Source organism: Xanthobacter tagetidis (assembly GCF_003667445.1).
In the GTDB taxonomy this organism is placed as follows: Bacteria; Pseudomonadota; Alphaproteobacteria; order Rhizobiales; family Xanthobacteraceae; genus Xanthobacter; species Xanthobacter tagetidis.
Genome location: NZ_RCTF01000021.1, coordinates 24,866 through 40,366, shown reverse-complemented (window position 1 = coordinate 40,366; position 15,501 = coordinate 24,866). Strand labels below are relative to the sequence as shown.

The 15,501-nt window shown below is 69.6% G+C and carries 14 protein-coding genes; 8 read left to right on the top strand and 6 right to left on the bottom strand.

The features are described from left to right. Window positions 1-2 precede the first annotated feature (2 nt). Genes D9R14_RS19715 through D9R14_RS19680 form a run of 8 tightly spaced genes read left to right on the top strand, consistent with a single transcriptional unit; the run spans window position 3 to window position 9,098 of the window. A complete protein-coding gene (locus D9R14_RS19715; RefSeq protein ID WP_121625068.1) occupies window positions 3-1,148 on the top strand; it encodes an extracellular solute-binding protein in 1,146 nt (381 codons plus the stop codon). Window positions 1,149-1,157: 9 nt separating this feature from the next. Further along, entirely contained in the window at window positions 1,158-1,928 is a 771-nt protein-coding gene (locus D9R14_RS19710; RefSeq protein ID WP_121625067.1) for an enoyl-CoA hydratase/isomerase family protein, read from the top strand. Between the two features lie 48 nt (window positions 1,929-1,976). Further along, complete coding sequence (locus D9R14_RS19705; RefSeq protein WP_121625066.1) at window positions 1,977-3,152, top strand: fumarylacetoacetate hydrolase family protein; 1,176 nt, start codon at window positions 1,977-1,979, stop codon at window positions 3,150-3,152. Between the two features lie 28 nt (window positions 3,153-3,180). Continuing rightward, window positions 3,181-4,776, top strand: coding sequence for an aldehyde dehydrogenase (NADP(+)) (locus D9R14_RS19700; RefSeq protein ID WP_121625065.1), 1,596 nt, complete (start codon window positions 3,181-3,183; stop codon window positions 4,774-4,776). A gap of 48 nt (window positions 4,777-4,824) precedes the next feature. Beyond that, on the top strand, window positions 4,825-6,057 hold the full coding sequence (locus tag D9R14_RS19695) for an extracellular solute-binding protein (RefSeq protein WP_121625064.1): 1,233 nt from the start codon (window positions 4,825-4,827) through the stop codon (window positions 6,055-6,057). Between the two features lie 60 nt (window positions 6,058-6,117). Beyond that, window positions 6,118-7,059, top strand: a complete 942-nt coding sequence (locus D9R14_RS19690; RefSeq protein WP_245420905.1) for a carbohydrate ABC transporter permease — start codon at window positions 6,118-6,120, stop codon at window positions 7,057-7,059. A gap of 5 nt (window positions 7,060-7,064) precedes the next feature. Then, window positions 7,065-7,886 carry a carbohydrate ABC transporter permease gene (locus D9R14_RS19685; RefSeq protein WP_121625063.1) on the top strand — a complete coding sequence of 274 codons (822 nt, stop codon included), beginning with the start codon at window positions 7,065-7,067 and terminating at the stop codon, window positions 7,884-7,886. 42 nt (window positions 7,887-7,928) lie between these two features. After that, a complete protein-coding gene (locus D9R14_RS19680; RefSeq protein ID WP_121625062.1) occupies window positions 7,929-9,098 on the top strand; it encodes an ABC transporter ATP-binding protein in 1,170 nt (389 codons plus the stop codon). A 115-nt stretch (window positions 9,099-9,213) separates the two neighbouring features. Here the strand turns inward: D9R14_RS19680 and D9R14_RS19675 are convergent, their stop codons facing one another. From D9R14_RS19675 to D9R14_RS19650, 6 genes are all read right to left on the bottom strand, one after another. Further along, window positions 9,214-9,918: an ABC transporter ATP-binding protein gene (locus D9R14_RS19675; RefSeq protein WP_121625061.1), complete on the bottom strand. Its 705-nt coding sequence runs from the start codon at window positions 9,916-9,918 to the stop codon at window positions 9,214-9,216. After that, entirely contained in the window at window positions 9,911-10,696 is a 786-nt protein-coding gene (locus D9R14_RS19670) for an ABC transporter ATP-binding protein (RefSeq protein ID WP_121625060.1), read from the bottom strand. The genes D9R14_RS19675 and D9R14_RS19670 overlap by 8 nt, the downstream gene beginning before the upstream one ends. Then, window positions 10,693-11,643 (bottom strand): branched-chain amino acid ABC transporter permease, encoded by a 951-nt coding sequence (locus tag D9R14_RS19665; protein ID WP_184759550.1) that lies wholly within the window; start codon window positions 11,641-11,643, stop codon window positions 10,693-10,695. Before D9R14_RS19665 ends, D9R14_RS19670 begins: the two co-directional genes overlap by 4 nt. A 2-nt stretch (window positions 11,644-11,645) precedes the next feature. Beyond that, window positions 11,646-12,521: a branched-chain amino acid ABC transporter permease gene (locus D9R14_RS19660; protein WP_121625059.1), complete on the bottom strand. Its 876-nt coding sequence runs from the start codon at window positions 12,519-12,521 to the stop codon at window positions 11,646-11,648. A 63-nt stretch (window positions 12,522-12,584) separates the two neighbouring features. Then, entirely contained in the window at window positions 12,585-13,733 is a 1,149-nt protein-coding gene (locus D9R14_RS19655) for an ABC transporter substrate-binding protein (protein ID WP_121625058.1), read from the bottom strand. 80 nt (window positions 13,734-13,813) lie between these two features. Continuing rightward, window positions 13,814-15,190 carry an enoyl-CoA hydratase/isomerase family protein gene (locus D9R14_RS19650; RefSeq protein ID WP_121625057.1) on the bottom strand — a complete coding sequence of 459 codons (1,377 nt, stop codon included), beginning with the start codon at window positions 15,188-15,190 and terminating at the stop codon, window positions 13,814-13,816. Window positions 15,191-15,501: the final 311 nt, after the last annotated feature.

The window sequence follows — 15,501 nt, the reverse complement described above, 5'->3', positions numbered from 1 at the left end:
CCATGGACTATCGCGGCCTCACCTGGGACCATCCGCGCGGCTTCAACGCGCTCGCCGCCGCGGCGGCGCGGCTCGACCCCGCGGGCGGCCTCTCCGTGACCTGGGAGAAGCAGCCGCTGGAGGGGTTCGAGGCCCATCCCATCGACGACCTGTGCGCCCGCTACGACCTCGTCGTCCTGGACCATCCCCATGTGGGCGAGGCGGTGGCCAAGGGCTGCCTGGTGCCGCTGCAGGACCTGTTCTCGCCCGAGGAGATCGCGGCGCTGGAGCGCGACAGCATCGGCCCCAGCCTGTCGAGCTACCGCTTCGCGGGCGTGCACTGGGCACTGCCGCTGGACGCGGCGACGCAGGTGATGGCGCGCCGGGCCGACCTCGTGGACGGCCCCGCCCCCGCCACCTGGGACGACGTCATCGCCCTTTCGGAGCGCGCGCCGGTGGCGCTCTCGCTCGCCGGCCCGCACGCCTGCCTCACCTTCCTCTCCATCGCCGCGGCGATGGGCGAGCCGCCGGCGGTGGCGGACCCGGACGTGCTGGTCTCGGACCAGACCGGCGAAACGGTGCTCGACCTAATGGCGCGCCTCGCCGCCCGCTCGCCGATGGTGGTGCGCGACAAGAACCCCATCGGCATCCTCGGCCACATGGCGGCGCACGACGACGTGGCGCTGTGCCCGCTGATCTACGGCTATGTGAACTACGCCGCCCCGCGCGACGGCGCTGCCCGGCCCATCGCCTTCTCCGACGCCCCGCGCGCGGCGGCGGGCGGCCGGCCCGGCTCGACGCTGGGCGGCACCGGCATCGGCGTCTCGCGCCGCTGCGCCGTGACCCCGGCGCTGCTCGACCATCTGCGCTGGCTGCTGGGGGCGAACGCGCAGGTCGGCTTCATCCCGGCCCACGACGGCCAGCCGAGCCGGCGCGAGGCCTGGCACGACGCCGAGGTGAACGCGCGCTGGGGCGGCTTCTATGCCGCGACCGCGCAGACCCTGGAGGCGGCCTATGTGCGGCCGCGCCATGATGGCTACATCGCCTTCCAGGCCGACGCGTCGCGCCTCATCCGCGACGGCCTCGCCGAAGGCCGCTCCCACCGCGACATCCTCGGGGACCTCGCCGCGCGCTATGCCCGCAGCCGCGTCCCCGGCACCGAACGATAGGCGAGCCCCATGACCGACGAAGTCACCTTCACCCTCGACGGCCACGTCGCCACACTCACGCTCAACCGGCCGCAGAAGCTCAATTCGGTGACGCCGGAGATGGCGAGCGCGCTGGTCGCGGCGGTGGCGCGGATCAACGCCGACGACGCCATCCGCTGCGTGGTGCTCACCGGCGCCGGGCCGAAGGCGTTCTGCTGCGGCTCAGACATCCGCGAACTGGACCGCTACGACACCGCCTGGAACTTCCGCAACCGCGAGGACTATTGCGACGCCATCCGCCGGCTGCGCAAGCCCGCTATCGCCGCGGTGAACGGCTACGCCTTCGGCGGCGGGCTTGAGACCGCCATGAGCTGCGACATCCGCATCTGCTCGGACAACGCCCAGTTCGCCGCGCCGGAGATCAAGCTCGGCTGGATCGGCGGCGGTGGCGTCGCGGCCTTCCTCTCCCACGCCATCGGCGCCTCGAACGCCGCGCTCATGATCCTCACCGGCGATCCCGTCGACGCGCAGAAGGCGCTCGCCTGGGGCCTCGTCAGCGAAGTGCTGCCGCAGGACCGGCTGCTGCCCCGCGCCCAGGAGCTGGCGGCGATCATCGCGAGCCGCGCGCCCATCGCGGCGGAGACGGCGAAGCTCAACCTCGCCGCGGCCCATACCCTGCCGGTCGAGCAGGCCATTGCATATGAGCGGGATTTGCAGACCATCTGCTTTGCGACCGAGGACGCCGCAGAGGGCCGCGCCGCCTTCAAGGAAAAACGGCCCCCGGCGTTCCGGCGCAAGTGAAGCCAATCCCCTGAGAACAAGAACGATCCGAGGAGGAAACATCCGGCCATGACCGACCCTGCCCTCACCCTCGATCCCGCCGCCGCGCTTCCCAAGCGCGGCCTTCTCGTCGGCCGCGCCTTCCGGCCCGGCATCGGCCCAAGCGTCGTCACCGTGCGCGGCGGCGAGGTGATCGACATCACCTGCTCCGCCGCCCCCACCGTGCGCGACCTGTGCGAAAGCACCGACCCCGCGGCGCTCGCCCGCGACCTGCCGGGCGTGCCGATCGGCGCCGTGGCGGACCTGCTGGCCAATTCCGATGAGGCCCTGCGCGGCGCGCCGTCGCCCCGCCTGCTCTCGCCCATCGACCTCCAGGCCGTGAAGGCCTCCGGAGTCACCTTCGTCATCAGCCTGCTGGAGCGGGTGATCGAGGAGCAGGCCCGCGGCGCGCCGGACAAGGCGCTGGCTATCCGCGCCGACATCGACCGCCTGATCGGCACCGACCTCTCGCAGCTCAAGCCGGGCTCGCCGGCGGCCATGGAGGTGAAGGAGGCGCTGATCGCGCGGGGCATGTGGTCCCAGTATCTGGAAGTGGGAATCGGGCCGGACGCGGAGATCTTCACCAAAGGCCAGCCGCTCTCCTCGGTCGGCACCGGCGCCCATGTGGGCATCCTGCCGTCCTCGGTCTGGAACAATCCGGAGCCGGAGATCGCCATCGTCGTCACCAGCCGCGGCGCCATCGTCGGCGCGACGCTCGGCAACGACGTGAACCTGCGCGACGTGGAGGGCCGCTCGGCCCTGCTGCTCGGCCGCGCCAAGGACAACAATGCGAGCTGCTCGATCGGCCCGTTCGTGCGCCTGTTCGACGCCGGCTTCTCGCTGGACGACGTGCGCACCGCCGAGCTGAGCCTGACCGTGGACGGCCCGGACGGCTACCGCCTGACCGGCGCAAGCTCCATGCGCCAGATCAGCCGCGATCCGGAAGAGCTGGCCGCCGCCACCATCGGCGCGAGCCACCATTACCCGGACGGCTTCGTGCTGATGCTCGGCACCATGTTCGCCCCGGTGGAGGACCGCGACCGGCCGGGCGAGGGCTTCACCCACAAGGTCGGCGACGCGGTGACCATCGCGACGCCCAGCCTCGGCGCCCTGTCCAACCGTGTGCGCCATTGTTCGGACTGTGCGCCATGGACATTCGGCGCCGCCGACCTCATGCGAAACCTCGCGGGACGCGGGCTCCTGTGAGCCGCCCCGCCACCAGATGGAGGTTCCCATGACCGCCGAAGTCACCGGACAGATGCTGATCGGCGCGAGCGCCGTGCGCGGCAGCCGCAGCGAGATCTTCGCCGTCGATCCCGGCACGGGCGAGACGCTCGCGCCCGGCTTTGCGGGCGGCTCCGCGCAGGACGTGGCCCGCGCCTGCACCCTCGCGGGCGAGGCGTTCGACGTCTACCGCGAGACCACGCCGGAAGCCCGCGCCCAGTTCCTGGAAACCGTCGCCGAGGCGATCCTCGGCCTCGGCGACGGCCTCATCGTGCGCGCCATGGCCGAGAGCGGCCTGCCGCGCGGGCGGCTCGAAGGCGAGCGCGGCCGCACGGTGGGCCAGTTGCGCCTGTTCGCGAAGCTGCTGCGCGAGGGCTCGTTCATCGAGGCGCGCATCGATCCGGCGCTGCCGGAGCGCCAGCCGCTGCCGCGCGCCGATCTGCGCCAGCGCCACATCGCGCTGGGGCCAGTGGTGGTGTTCGGCGCCAGCAACTTCCCCCTCGCCTTCTCGGTGGCGGGCGGCGACACCGCCTCCGCGCTCGCCGCCGGCTGCCCGGTGGTGGTCAAGGGCCATTCCGCCCATCCCGGCACGTCCGAGCTGGTGGGGCGCGCGGTGCAGCAGGCGGTCAACGCCTGCGGCCTGCCGGAAGGCGTGTTCTCTCTGCTGTTCGGGTCGGGCAGCGAGGTGGGCATCGCCCTCGTCACCGATCCGCGCATCAAGGCGGTGGGCTTCACCGGCTCGCGCCGGGGCGGGCTGGCGCTGGTCGCCGCCGCGCAGGCGCGGCCCGAGCCGATCCCGGTCTATGCGGAGATGGCCTCCATCAACCCGGTGGTGCTCCTGCCGGCGGCGCTTTCGGCCCGTGCCGAGGCGCTGGGCAAGGAGTTCGTCGGCTCGCTCACGCTCGGCGCCGGGCAGTTCTGCACCAATCCCGGCCTCGTCTTCGCGCTGGCCGGCCCCGACCTCGACCGGTTCGTCGCGGCCGCCGGCGCGGCGCTGCAGGCGAGCGCGGCTGCGACCATGCTCACCCCCGGCATCCATGCGGCCTATGAGGCGGGCGTCGCCCAGCTCGAAGCCAATGCCAACGCGCAGGCCCTCGCCCGCGGCACGGTCGGTGCTGGCCCGCACCAGGGCTGCGCCGCTCTGTTCCTCACTGAGGCGGCGGCGCTCGCCGGCGACCATGCGCTCACCGAGGAGGTGTTCGGCGCCTCGTCCCTGGTGGTGCGGTGCCGCGACCTCGACGAGGTGCGCGCCACCATCGCGCAGCTCGAAGGCCAGCTCACCGCCACCATCCATGCCGACGCGGCGGACGCCGAGGCCGCCCGCGCGCTGATCCCGACGCTGGAGCGCAAGGCCGGCCGCATCCTGTTCAACGGCTGGCCCACCGGCGTCGAGGTGTGCGACGCCATGGTCCATGGCGGCCCGTTCCCGGCCACCTCGGACAGCCGCACCACCTCGGTCGGCACGCTCGCCATCCGCCGCTTCCTGCGGCCGGTCTGCTACCAGGACGTGCCCGACGCCCTCCTGCCCGACGCCCTGAAGCGGGCCAACCCGCTGGGCGTGCCGCGCCGCATCGACGGCACGTTCCAGGGCGCAGCTCCGGGCTGAACTCACCCCATCCCCGCGCACACCCCAAGAACAAGACTGGAGGACGCCATGACCCTGAATCGCCTTCTGACCCCGCTCGCGGCCGCCGGAGCCCTGCTCCTGGCCGCGGGCGCGGCATCCGCCCAGACCAAGAGCGTGGTCACCTTCGCCGCCTCGCATTTCGCCGAGGTCGGCCGCGGCGACCGCCTGAAGGCCTGGGTGGAGAAGTTCAACAAGGAGAATCCGGACGTGGAGGTGAAGCCCATCACCATCCCGTTCTCCTCCTTCGCCACCACCATCTTCACCCAGATGGGCGGAGGCGGCGGGCCGGACATCATCCGCTTCGACCTGCCGGAATTCTATGCCGCGGTCGCGGCGAAGTCGGTGCTGCCGTGGGACGGCGTCATCAATGATGCCGACTACAAGTTCACCAGCGCCGACAAGTTCATGTTCGTCGGCGGCAAGCGCTACGGCATCGCCTTCGACACCGCGAACTACGCCATGGTGTTCAACGCCGCGCTGGTGCCCGGCGGCAAGGCGCCGGCGAACTTCGACGAATTCCTGGCCGCCGCCAAGGCCGCCACGAAGGACGGGAACTACGGCTTCGCGTTCCGCGCCACCATGGCCGAGCGCGGCGGCATGTGGTATGATTTGACCAATTTCGTCTATGGCTTCGGCGGCCGCTGGTCCAAGCCCGACGGCACGCCCACCTTCAACAGCCCCGAGGTGATCGCCGGCATCACGGCCTACAAGCAGGTCTACGACGCGGGCGTGACCCCGAAGGGCACCGACGCCGCCACCTACCGGCGGATGTTCTGGGAAGGCAAGATCGCCATGGAGATCGACAATGGCGGCGTCGCCACCATTCTCACCTCCGAGGGCAAGGCGCACCCGATCGGCGCCGCCCACTCGCCGTTCCCGCACCGCGAGCAGGGCATGATCCTCGCGCCCGCCACCATCAACGCAAACACCAAGGTGAAGGACGCGGCGGTGAAGTTCCTGCGCTGGGCGCTCCAGCCCCAGCAGCAGCAGGAGCTGCAGACCCTGCTCGGCGCCGCCAACGTCGCCACCGTGGTGCCGCGCACCGCCGCCGAGCTCGACGCCATGCCGTGGCTGAAGGTCTATGACGCGCAAACCCCCTACAGCGTGCCCGCTCTGCCGCAGGGCCTGGAGACCAAGGCGCCGGAGATCCAGCAGATCGTGGTGGCTCAGGTGCTCAAGGTGCTCCAGGGCGGCATGGCGCCGAAGGCGGCCATGGACGAGACCCAGCGCCTCGTCACCACCCGCGTGCTCGGCCAGTGAGCTGACAGAGACCTCGCCGGGGGCGGCCCGCACCGCCCCCGCTTTCCCCTTGGAAGCTTGATGATGACGCGCCCCGCCCAGAGCCAGCCCCAGGCCGCCGACCAAGCCGCAGCGCCGGACCGCAGCCGGTGGACCGCCGCGGTGTTCGTCGCGCCTGTCGTGCTCTATCTGCTCGCGTTCCAGTTCTACCCGCTGGCGCAGCAATTCTACCTCAGCCTGACCGACACCTCGCTGCTGAACCCCTCGCGCCAGACCTTCGTGGGTCTGGAGAACTACCGCGACATCCTGAGCGACCCCGAGTTCCACCAGGCGCTCCGGGTCACGGTGGTCTACACGCTGGTCTGCGTCGCCGGATCGATCCTGCTCGGCCTCGGCGCGGCGCTGCTGCTCGACCGGCCGTTCCGCGGCCGCGGCATCGCCCGCGCGCTCGTCACCATCCCCTGGGCCGCGCCGCCGGTGGCCGCCGCCCTCATCTTCGTGTGGCTCTACAACGCCCAATACGGCCTCGTCAGCCGCGCCTCGCAGGCGCTCGGCCTATCGGCGGGCGGCTTCAACTGGCTGGACGAGCCCTCCTTCGCGCTGCCGGCCATCCTCGTCACCACCCTGTGGCAGATCTTCCCGTTCTCGGCGGTGGTCATCCTCGCCGCGCTCCAGGGCGTGCCCTCGGAGCTGCGCGAGGCGGCGGTGATCGACGGGGCGGACCGCCTCAGCGTGTTCAAGGCGGTGGTGTGGCCCACCATCCGCCCCACCGTGGCGCTGCTCGCCCTGCTCATCACCGTGTGGTCGCTGCGCCGCTTCGACGTGATCTGGATCATGACCCAGGGCGGTCCGCTGGGCGAGACCAACACGCTGGTCATCGACCTCTACCGGCGCGCCTTCGTCTATCTCGACCTCGGCCGCGCCGCGGCGGTCGGCATCGTCGGCCTCGCCGTCGCGGTGCTCGTTACCCTGGTCTATTTCTGGGCTTCCCGGCGCGCGGAAGCCGCGAGCGGGAGGCGGTGAGCGCCATGGCCAGGTTCCGTCCCTTCCACGCCATCGCGGTGCTGGCCCTGCTCGGGGTCGCCGCGTTCCCGCTCTACTGGATGTTCGTCACCTCGCTGACGCCGTCAGCGCGCCTGTTCGGCGCCGCGCCGCAGATGCTGCCGGACCTCGCCCAGCTGCCGGTCTATCTGGACGCGCTCACCACCACCTCGCTGAGGCACTGGCTGTTCAACTCCATGGTGGTGGCGGTGGGCACCACCGTGCTCTCCCTCCTGCTCGCCGTGCTGCCGGCCTACGCGCTCTCGCGCCTCAAGTTCCCCGGCCTGCTGCTGCTCGGCTTCGTGCTGTTCCTGACCCAGATGCTGCCCGAGGCGATGCTGGTGGTGCCGCTCTACGACATCTTCGCGCGCCTGGGGCTGCTGAACACCCTGCTCGGCCTGATCCTCGCCAACACCGCCTTCACGGTGCCGGTGGTGACGTGGATCCTGAAGGGCGCCATCGACGCCGTGCCGGGCGAGATCGAGGAGGCGGCGCACATCGACGGCTGCTCGCGCCTCGGCATCGTGCTGACCGTGGTGGTGCCGCTGATCGCCCCGACGCTCGCGGCGGCGGCGGTGATCGCCTTCTTCCACGGCTGGAACGAATACGTGTTCGCCCAGACCTTCATCAGCGACGACCAGCTGCGCACCGCCTCGGTGGGGCTCGCGAGCTTCGTGGGCGAGCTGTCGACCCCGGTCCACACGGTGATGGCGGTGGGCTTCATCTACACCCTGCCCGCAGTGGTCTTCTATCTCTTCGTCCAGCGCTACGTGGTCGCCGGCATGACGTCCGGCGGCGTCAAGGGCTGACGCGCGCGCGTCTGCGCACCACACTTTCGAGGAACACGCCCCATGGCGCTCAAGCTCGCGAACGTCACCAAGTCCTTCGAGGCCCACAAGGTGATCGACAATGTCGACATCGAGGTGGGCGACGACGAATTCCTGGTGCTGCTCGGTCCCTCTGGCTGCGGCAAGTCCACCATCCTGCGCATGATCGCGGGCCTGGAGACCCTCACCAGCGGCGAGATCCACCTCGCCGGCAACCGCGTGGACCGGCTGCCGCCCAGCGAGCGCGACATGGCGTTCGTGTTCCAGTCCTATGCGCTCTACCCGCACATGACGGTGCGGCGGAACATCGCCTTCCCGCTCATCATGCGCCGGCACCGCTGGTGGTTCCACCTGCCGGTGATCGGCGGCCTCGCCAAGCGCCGCATCGAGCGCAGCCCCGAGGTGCGCGAGAAGGTGGAGCGCACGGCGGAGATGCTGGCGCTGACCAAGATGCTCGACCGCTATCCGCGCACGCTCTCCGGCGGCCAGCGCCAGCGCGTGGCGCTCGGGCGCGCCATGGTGCGCCAGCCCTCCGCCTTCCTGATGGATGAGCCCTTGTCCAACCTCGACGCCAAGCTCAGGACCGCGATGCGCGCGGAGATCACCCAGCTGCACCAGCGCGTCGGCGGCACCTTCGTCTATGTGACGCACGACCAGATCGAGGCGATGACCATGGGCACCCGCATCGCCCTTCTGCGCGACGGCACGCTCCAGCAGTTCGGCACGCCGCGCGAGATCTACGAGACGCCGGCCAACACCTATGTGGCGCGCTTCATCGGCACCCCGCCCATGAACCTGATCGCGGCGGAGGTGGCGGACGGCGCGCTCAAGGTGGGCGCGGTCGACCTGCCTCTGCCCGCTGGGTCGGTCCATCCTGCCTCCGGGAAGGTCTGGCTCGGCCTGCGCCCCGGCGCGATGCGGCTGACGGCGCCGGGCACGCCGGGCGCGCTCGCGGGCACGGTGAGCCTGGTCGAGCATATCGGCGCGGAATCGGTCATCGGCGTCGCGCTCGACGGCGTGAACACCGCCCATGACGACGACGGCGGCCTTACCCGCGAAGTGATGGTGACGCTGCCCGGCTATGCCGACACGCGGGCCGGCGCGGCGGTAGGCGTCGCCTTCGACCTTGCGGCCTTCTCGCTGTTCGACCGCGAGAGCGGCGCGCGGGTCGGCGGAGACGCCGCGCGCGGCTGATCGTGCGGCGCGCCCGGCCGCCGGGAAACCCCCAGGCGGCGCGGCGCTTCGTCGGCAGCCCCTGCGGCGGCGGAAAACCACGGCGGATCCGTGGCTTCAAGGGTCCGGCGGCGGGCTACATGCCGAGATAGGAGGAGGCCACTTCGGGGTCGGTCAGCAGATCGCTGGCGCGCCCCGCGATTTCGATGCTTCCCGTTTCCAGCACATAGCCGCGATCGGCGATGGAGAGCGCAGCCGAAACGTTCTGCTCGACCAGCAGGATGGTAAGCCCGCTCCGCTTCAGCTCGACGATGGTCGCCATCACCTGATCGATGAGCAGCGGCGCAAGGCCCATGCTGGGCTCGTCCAGAAGGAGCAGGCGCGGGCTGCCCATCAGCGCCCGGCCGATGGCGAGCATCTGCTGCTGCCCGCCCGAAAGCCCGCCGGCAACCGAAGCGCGTCGCTCCGCCAGCACCGGGAACAGGGCGAAGACCCGCGCCAGGTCCCGAGCGATGGCGGCCCCATCGGACCGCCGCCAGGCGCCCAGCCGCAGGTTGTCCTCCACCGAGAGCGCGGTGAAGATCTGCCGGCCCTCCGGAACCTGAGCGATGCCCCGTTCCACCCGCCGGTGCGGGGGCACGAGATCGAGCCGCTCGCCCTCGAAGCGGATCTCGCCGCCGGTGAGCGGGCAGATGCCGGAAATGGCGCGCAGCAGCGTGGTCTTGCCGGCGCCGTTGGCGCCGAGCAGTGTCACGATTTCTCCCTGTTCTACCGTCAGGCAGACCGAGTGGAGCACTTCGACGCGGCCATAGGCGCAGCAGACGCGATCGATCTCAAGCAACGTGGGCCTCCCGTGTTCCGTGCTGGCCGAGATAGGCCGCCTGAACCCGGCTGTCGCCGCGCACGACCGATGGCGGGCCGAGGCACAGCGACCGGCCCTGCTCCAGCACCAGGATGCGGTCGGAGATGCGCATCACGAGCTTCATGTCGTGCTCGACCAGAACCACGGTGATGCCGGCTCCGGCGATCTTGCGGATGATCTCCGAGATCTGGGCGGTCTCGGTGCCGTTGCAGCCGGCCGCCGGCTCGTCGAGCAGCAGCAGCTCCGGCTCGCTCGCGAGCGCGCGGGCGATCTCCAGGCGCTTGAGCGCGCCGTATGACAGGCCGCCGGCGGACCGCTCGGCGAGGTCGGCCAAGCCGACGAAATCAAGCTTCTCCCGGGCCTCCGCCGCGCTCCGCGCGTTCTCCCGGCCGACGCAGCGAAGGCCCAATATGTGCGACAGGGCGCTGGTGCGCTCGTGCCGATGGCGGCCGGCCATGACGTTCTCCAGCGCGCTCATGCCGAAGAACACCTGGAGGTTCTGGAACGTCCGGCACAAGCCGCGGCGGGCGAGCATTTCGGGAGGGCGCCCCGTCACGTCCTCGTCCTTGAGCATCACCCGGCCCTGCGACGGCAGATAGAGCCCCGATATGATGTTGAAGAAGGTGGTCTTGCCGGCGCCGTTGGGGCCGATGATGGAGAGGATCTCGCCCCTCTCCACCGCCAGCGAGACGCCGCTCACGGCCTTGATGCCTCCGAACGAGATGGAGATGTCCTCGGCTCGCAGCAGGATGCTCATGCGGTGCGCTCCCGGAAACGCGCGGTGAGCGCCGGCACGAGGCCCTGGCGCAGCGCGATCATGCAGGCCATCATCACGAGACCGAGGATCATGTGCTCGTAGTCGTGGAACACGGTGAGCGCCTGGGGCAGGATGACGAGGATGGCGGCCCCCGCCACCGGGCCGAGCACCGCTCCGGTGCCACCCAGCACCACCATTGTGATCAGCTCGATGGAGCGCAGGAAGCCGGAGGTGGAATCGGGCGTGATGTGCCCGTTGACGAAAGCGAGCAGCGAGCCCGCCACTGCGGCATAGGCCGCCGAGAGTACGAAGACGAACAGCTTCTGCCGCGCCACGTCGATGCCCACCACCCGCGCGGCGACCTCGCTGTCGCGGATCGCGCGCAGTGCGCGGCCGGTCGGGCTGAAGGTCAGATTGATGGCGAGCACCATGCCGATGACCAACGCCACGCCGCAGACATAGTACCAGGTCTGCACGCCGCGCACCGGCGCATCGAACAAGACCAGGCGCGGCACGCCCATGCCGTCCGGTCCGCCCGTCCACTGCGCCTCGTTGGTGAGCACCATCGAGATCAGCAGGCCGCAGCCCAGCGTCGCCACGGCCAGATAATAGCCCTTCAGCTTCAGGATCGGCCGGCCCATCAGATAGGCCAGCAGGCAGGAGAGCGCGACGCCGGCAAGGGCGGATGGAATGGCCGGCACACCGAGATGCGTCGGGCCGATCGCGACCGCATAGGCGCCGACGCCCATGAAGCCGGCATGGCCGAGGCTGACCTGCCCGGCAAGCCCCAGCAAGAGGTTGAGGCCCATGGCGGCGAGCGCGAACACGAACACCATGCTTGCCACCCGCAGATAGTAGGTGGACGGCAATACATAAGGCAGCGCCAGCATCGCCGCGAGCATCAGGAATGCCGGCAGGTAGCGAGAGCGCAGCATGCGGTTCAGCATCGTCATACCCTCTCGAGCGCGGCGCCGCCGAGCAGCCCCCGAGGGCGCAGCAGCAGCACGGCCAGCAGGATCACGAAAGCGATGGCGTCCTTGTATTGCGAGGAGATCAGGCCGGCGCCGAACGATTCCGCAAGGCCCAGCAGCAGCCCGCCCAGCACCGCGCCCGGGGGGTTGCCGATGCCGCCCAGCATGACGGCGGCGAAGCCCTTGAGTGCCAGGATGGTGCCGGCATCGTAGCTGGTCAGGGTGATCGGCGTGACGAGGATGCCCACCACCGCCCCCAGCAGGGAGGAAATGAGGAACGTCGCGGCCACGATCACCGGCACGTTGATGCCAACCAGCGTCGCGGCCATGGGATTGTTGGACGCCGCCAGGATCGCCCGGCCGAACAGCGTGCGGGTCATGAACAGCCAGAGGCCCACCAGCACCACCAGCATGCCGGCGAGCACCACGAGGCTCTGCGGCAGCACCGCCGCCCCGCCGATCACGATCGGCTCTGCGCCGAACCACGGCGGCAGCGAATGGAAGCGCTTGTCGAAAACGATCTGTGCGAGGCCGCGCAGGAAGATCGACGCGCCGATGGTGATGATGATGAGCGCGATCGGATCCGCGCCGCGCGCCGGAGCGATGGCGAAGCGATGCAGGGCCAGGCCGGCCACCATCGAGATGAGCACCGCGAGGATCATCGCCACGGGGAGCGGCAGTCCCGCCGCGGCGAGGAACACCGTCGACATCGCGCCCAGCATGACGAACTCGCCCTGGGCCAGATTGACCACGTGCGAGGCATTGTAGATCAGCGTGAACCCGAGAGCGACCGATGCGTAGACCGCGCCGACCGTCAGGCCCGAAAAGGTAAACTGAAGTAGTTCGGTGGTCATGGCACTCGCCCGCATCGGGAAGAGGAGGCTCCGGAGCGGATCGCTCCGGAGCCGGCGCGCGCGTCAGGGAACGGCGACCCAGTCGCCCTTGCGGATCTCCACCATCCGGAAGCCCGACAGATCGAGGCCCATATGGTCCTGCGGCGACATGTTGTAGATGCCGTCGACGCCCACGAAGCCCTTGGTCTTCTCGATCTCGTCGCGGATCGCCGCGGGCTTATTGCTCGGCGCGCGCTTCATGGCCTCGGCGACGATCATGAAGCCGTCATAGGCGAAGCCGCCGAACCCGGAGACCGGCTGCCCGGTCTTCTTCTCGTAGGCCTTGGTGTAGTCGAGAACGACTGGCCGCTGGGGATCGTCCGCGGCGAGCTTCTCGCCGAGCAGCAGGGCGGCGGCCGGCAGGCGCACGCCTTCCGCGCCCTCGCCGGCGAGGGCGATGAACTCCTTGGAGGCGACGCCATGGCTCACATAGAGCGGCACGGCGATGGCGAGCTGCTTGTAGTTGCGCACGCCGATGGCGGGACCCTGCCCGATGCCGGGGATGATGATGGCCTGCACGCCGGCCTTGTTCTTGATGTTGGTGAGCTGGGGCGTCATGTCCGCATCGCGCGGACCGTAGGTCTCCTCGTGCACCACCTCGATGCCGAACTTCGGCGCGGCGGCCACGCACTGGTCGCGCATGGATTTGCCGAAGCCGTCGGTTCCGGACAGAAATGCCACCTTGGAGAGCTTGCGCGCGTTGAGATCGGTGAAGATCTTCTCGCAGGCCATAAGGTCGGTGTGGGGCGTCTTGAAGACCCACTTCCGCACCGGCTTGATCACCTGGATCGCCCCCGCGAAGGACATGAAGGGGATCTCGGCATCCTCGAACACCGGCGCCATGGCCATGGTGGTGCCGGTGGTCGACCCGCCGATTACCACCGCGACCTTGTCCTCTTCCGCAAGGCGCGTGGCGAAGGTGCGGGCGGCGTTGGCGTCGCCTCCGTCGTCATAGAGCACGAGCTTCAGCTTGTTGCCCTTGATGCCGCCCTTGGCGTTGATGTCCTCGACCAGCATTTCCAGCGTGCGCTTTTGCGGATCGCCGAGCAGCGAGGCCGGCCCGGTGGACGACACCACCGAGCCGATGCGGATCTCCTCCGCGCGAGCGCCCGACCAGCCGCCCGCAACGAGCGTGGCCGCGATGGCGACGCTCCCAAGAATTCGTCCAACCATGGCGTTCCTCTCCTGTTTTGACGCGCCGGGCCGGGGGACCCGACGCGGCCCGGTTGACCCGGACCGTTTCTCTGCCGCCTTCAGGCGGCGCGCTTATCAGCGTTCCAGAAGCGTTCGAGATTGGAGATCAGCGCCGGCGAGAAATGGCAGTGCGCCTGCTCGCGGGCGTAGACGGCCATGTAGGCGCGGAAATGGTCCAGCGGCTCATGGGCGATGCGGAAGGCGCGCCGGTTGCTCGCCGCGCTCACCACGCCCGAATTGGTCAGCTGGTCCAGCACGTGGGTCAGCGCCTCTTCGAGCGCCTCCGGCGCGACGATCTCGTCGCAGATCATGCGCCCTTCGGGGCTGTCGCAATCAAGCCGGCGCTCGTACATCACCGCCTGGCGGGCCGTGCGATCGCCGACGAACCGGGGCAGGCGCATGTTGGCGACGCCGGGGATGATGCCCTCCTTGCGGGCGGGCAGCGTCATATAGGCGTCGCTCGCGGCGAGGACATAGTCGCAGGCGAGCAGATACTGGCAGCCGCCGCCGATGGCGAACTTCTCCACCGCGGCCACCCACGCCTTCTCCCGCGTGTTGCCGAACACTTCCTCCGGGCTTCCGTCGCCCGCAAGTCCTCTGAAGATCTTGTTGATAAATCCGAGGTCGCGCACCAGATACCAGAGGTAAGAAATCTTGCCCTGATAGAGCTGCGTCAGGTTGATGCCGGTGCAGAACACGCCCTGGCCGTCATACTTGCCGCCAGTGATCGGCGCACCGCGCAGCACGCAGATGTCGCTGTCCGGATCGAGCAGCGCGAGATCGACGGCGATCTCCACATTGTCGACTGTGCTGTCGTCCTCCGCATTCAGATAGCGCGGGTTCTTCATGGAGACGATCGCCGCCCGGCCATGCCTCTCGATCACCGCGGTGCCGAAATCGATCCGCCCGTCCTTGCGCAGGCGATCGAGCGCCTCCAGGGATTCGGCGCGCGGGCGCAGCATCGCGTGGCAGAGGTGCATGCCGGAAGCCGGCGCGCCGAGAAACTGGTTGAACAGCAGGCCCTGGTCGAACTCGTGGCCTTCCTTGTCCTTCTGCGTGCGCGCCGCCTCGGCCTGAACCTGGGCCTCGGTCGGCACCAGGCCGGGCACCAGCGCGGCGGCGCCATAGGCGAGTTCCTCCACCCGCACGAAGCGCGAGCGGCCGCCCGTGAGGCGCTCATACAGCTCCGCGCCGTGGCGGGTCAGGAAGCCGGCGCGGGCAGCGCGCGATGCGGCGAGGATGCGATCCGCGAGCGCCTGGTCGCCCACGGCGCGCCGGCCCTTTGCGGGCAAAGCGGACAGCAGATCGAACCCTTCCCGCCACCAGGCCGCATGGGTCGCGACGTCCTGCTCGAACACTCCGCCCAAGGCGGGCGCACCGTCGAACCACGCCGGTTCCTGCGACCCTGCCCAACCGGCAGATCGACCCTGCTCCATGATCCGCTCCCCAATTACTGATTTCCGTACCGCGCCGCTGCCCGCTCCCGCGCCTTCGATGGCGGAAGCCCGGCGGCGAACAAAAGCCTACATAAGTAGTTCATGAAAACAAGTGGATTTATACGCTGCATCGCAACATTTCACCCGCCAGCGATCCGTTTTTGCGATGGATCAATGCATTGGGCGAAAAAGCCCGATTATCCGCTGCCCGGCGCAAAATTCATTTATATATTTGTTTTAAAATGTTTTTTTCTAATTCACTCCCGCTCATGAACGCCTCGATCATGATCCCGGAGCGGAAAATTTTCGAA

Coding starts and splice junctions, on each gene's coding strand:
- D9R14_RS19705 (WP_121625066.1), top strand. CDS start 1,977: ATGACCGACCCTGCCCTCACCCTCGATCCCGCCGCCGCGCTTCCCAAG.
- D9R14_RS19680 (WP_121625062.1), top strand. CDS start 7,929: ATGGCGCTCAAGCTCGCGAACGTCACCAAGTCCTTCGAGGCCCACAAG.
- D9R14_RS19710 (WP_121625067.1), top strand. CDS start 1,158: ATGACCGACGAAGTCACCTTCACCCTCGACGGCCACGTCGCCACACTC.
- D9R14_RS19660 (WP_121625059.1), bottom strand. CDS start 12,521: ATGACCACCGAACTACTTCAGTTTACCTTTTCGGGCCTGACGGTCGGC.
- D9R14_RS19670 (WP_121625060.1), bottom strand. CDS start 10,696: ATGAGCATCCTGCTGCGAGCCGAGGACATCTCCATCTCGTTCGGAGGC.
- D9R14_RS19715 (WP_121625068.1), top strand. CDS start 3: ATGGACTATCGCGGCCTCACCTGGGACCATCCGCGCGGCTTCAACGCG.
- D9R14_RS19695 (WP_121625064.1), top strand. CDS start 4,825: ATGACCCTGAATCGCCTTCTGACCCCGCTCGCGGCCGCCGGAGCCCTG.
- D9R14_RS19690 (WP_245420905.1), top strand. CDS start 6,118: ATGATGACGCGCCCCGCCCAGAGCCAGCCCCAGGCCGCCGACCAAGCC.
- D9R14_RS19650 (WP_121625057.1), bottom strand. CDS start 15,190: ATGGAGCAGGGTCGATCTGCCGGTTGGGCAGGGTCGCAGGAACCGGCG.
- D9R14_RS19665 (WP_184759550.1), bottom strand. CDS start 11,643: ATGCTGAACCGCATGCTGCGCTCTCGCTACCTGCCGGCATTCCTGATG.
- D9R14_RS19700 (WP_121625065.1), top strand. CDS start 3,181: ATGACCGCCGAAGTCACCGGACAGATGCTGATCGGCGCGAGCGCCGTG.
- D9R14_RS19685 (WP_121625063.1), top strand. CDS start 7,065: ATGGCCAGGTTCCGTCCCTTCCACGCCATCGCGGTGCTGGCCCTGCTC.
- D9R14_RS19655 (WP_121625058.1), bottom strand. CDS start 13,733: ATGGTTGGACGAATTCTTGGGAGCGTCGCCATCGCGGCCACGCTCGTT.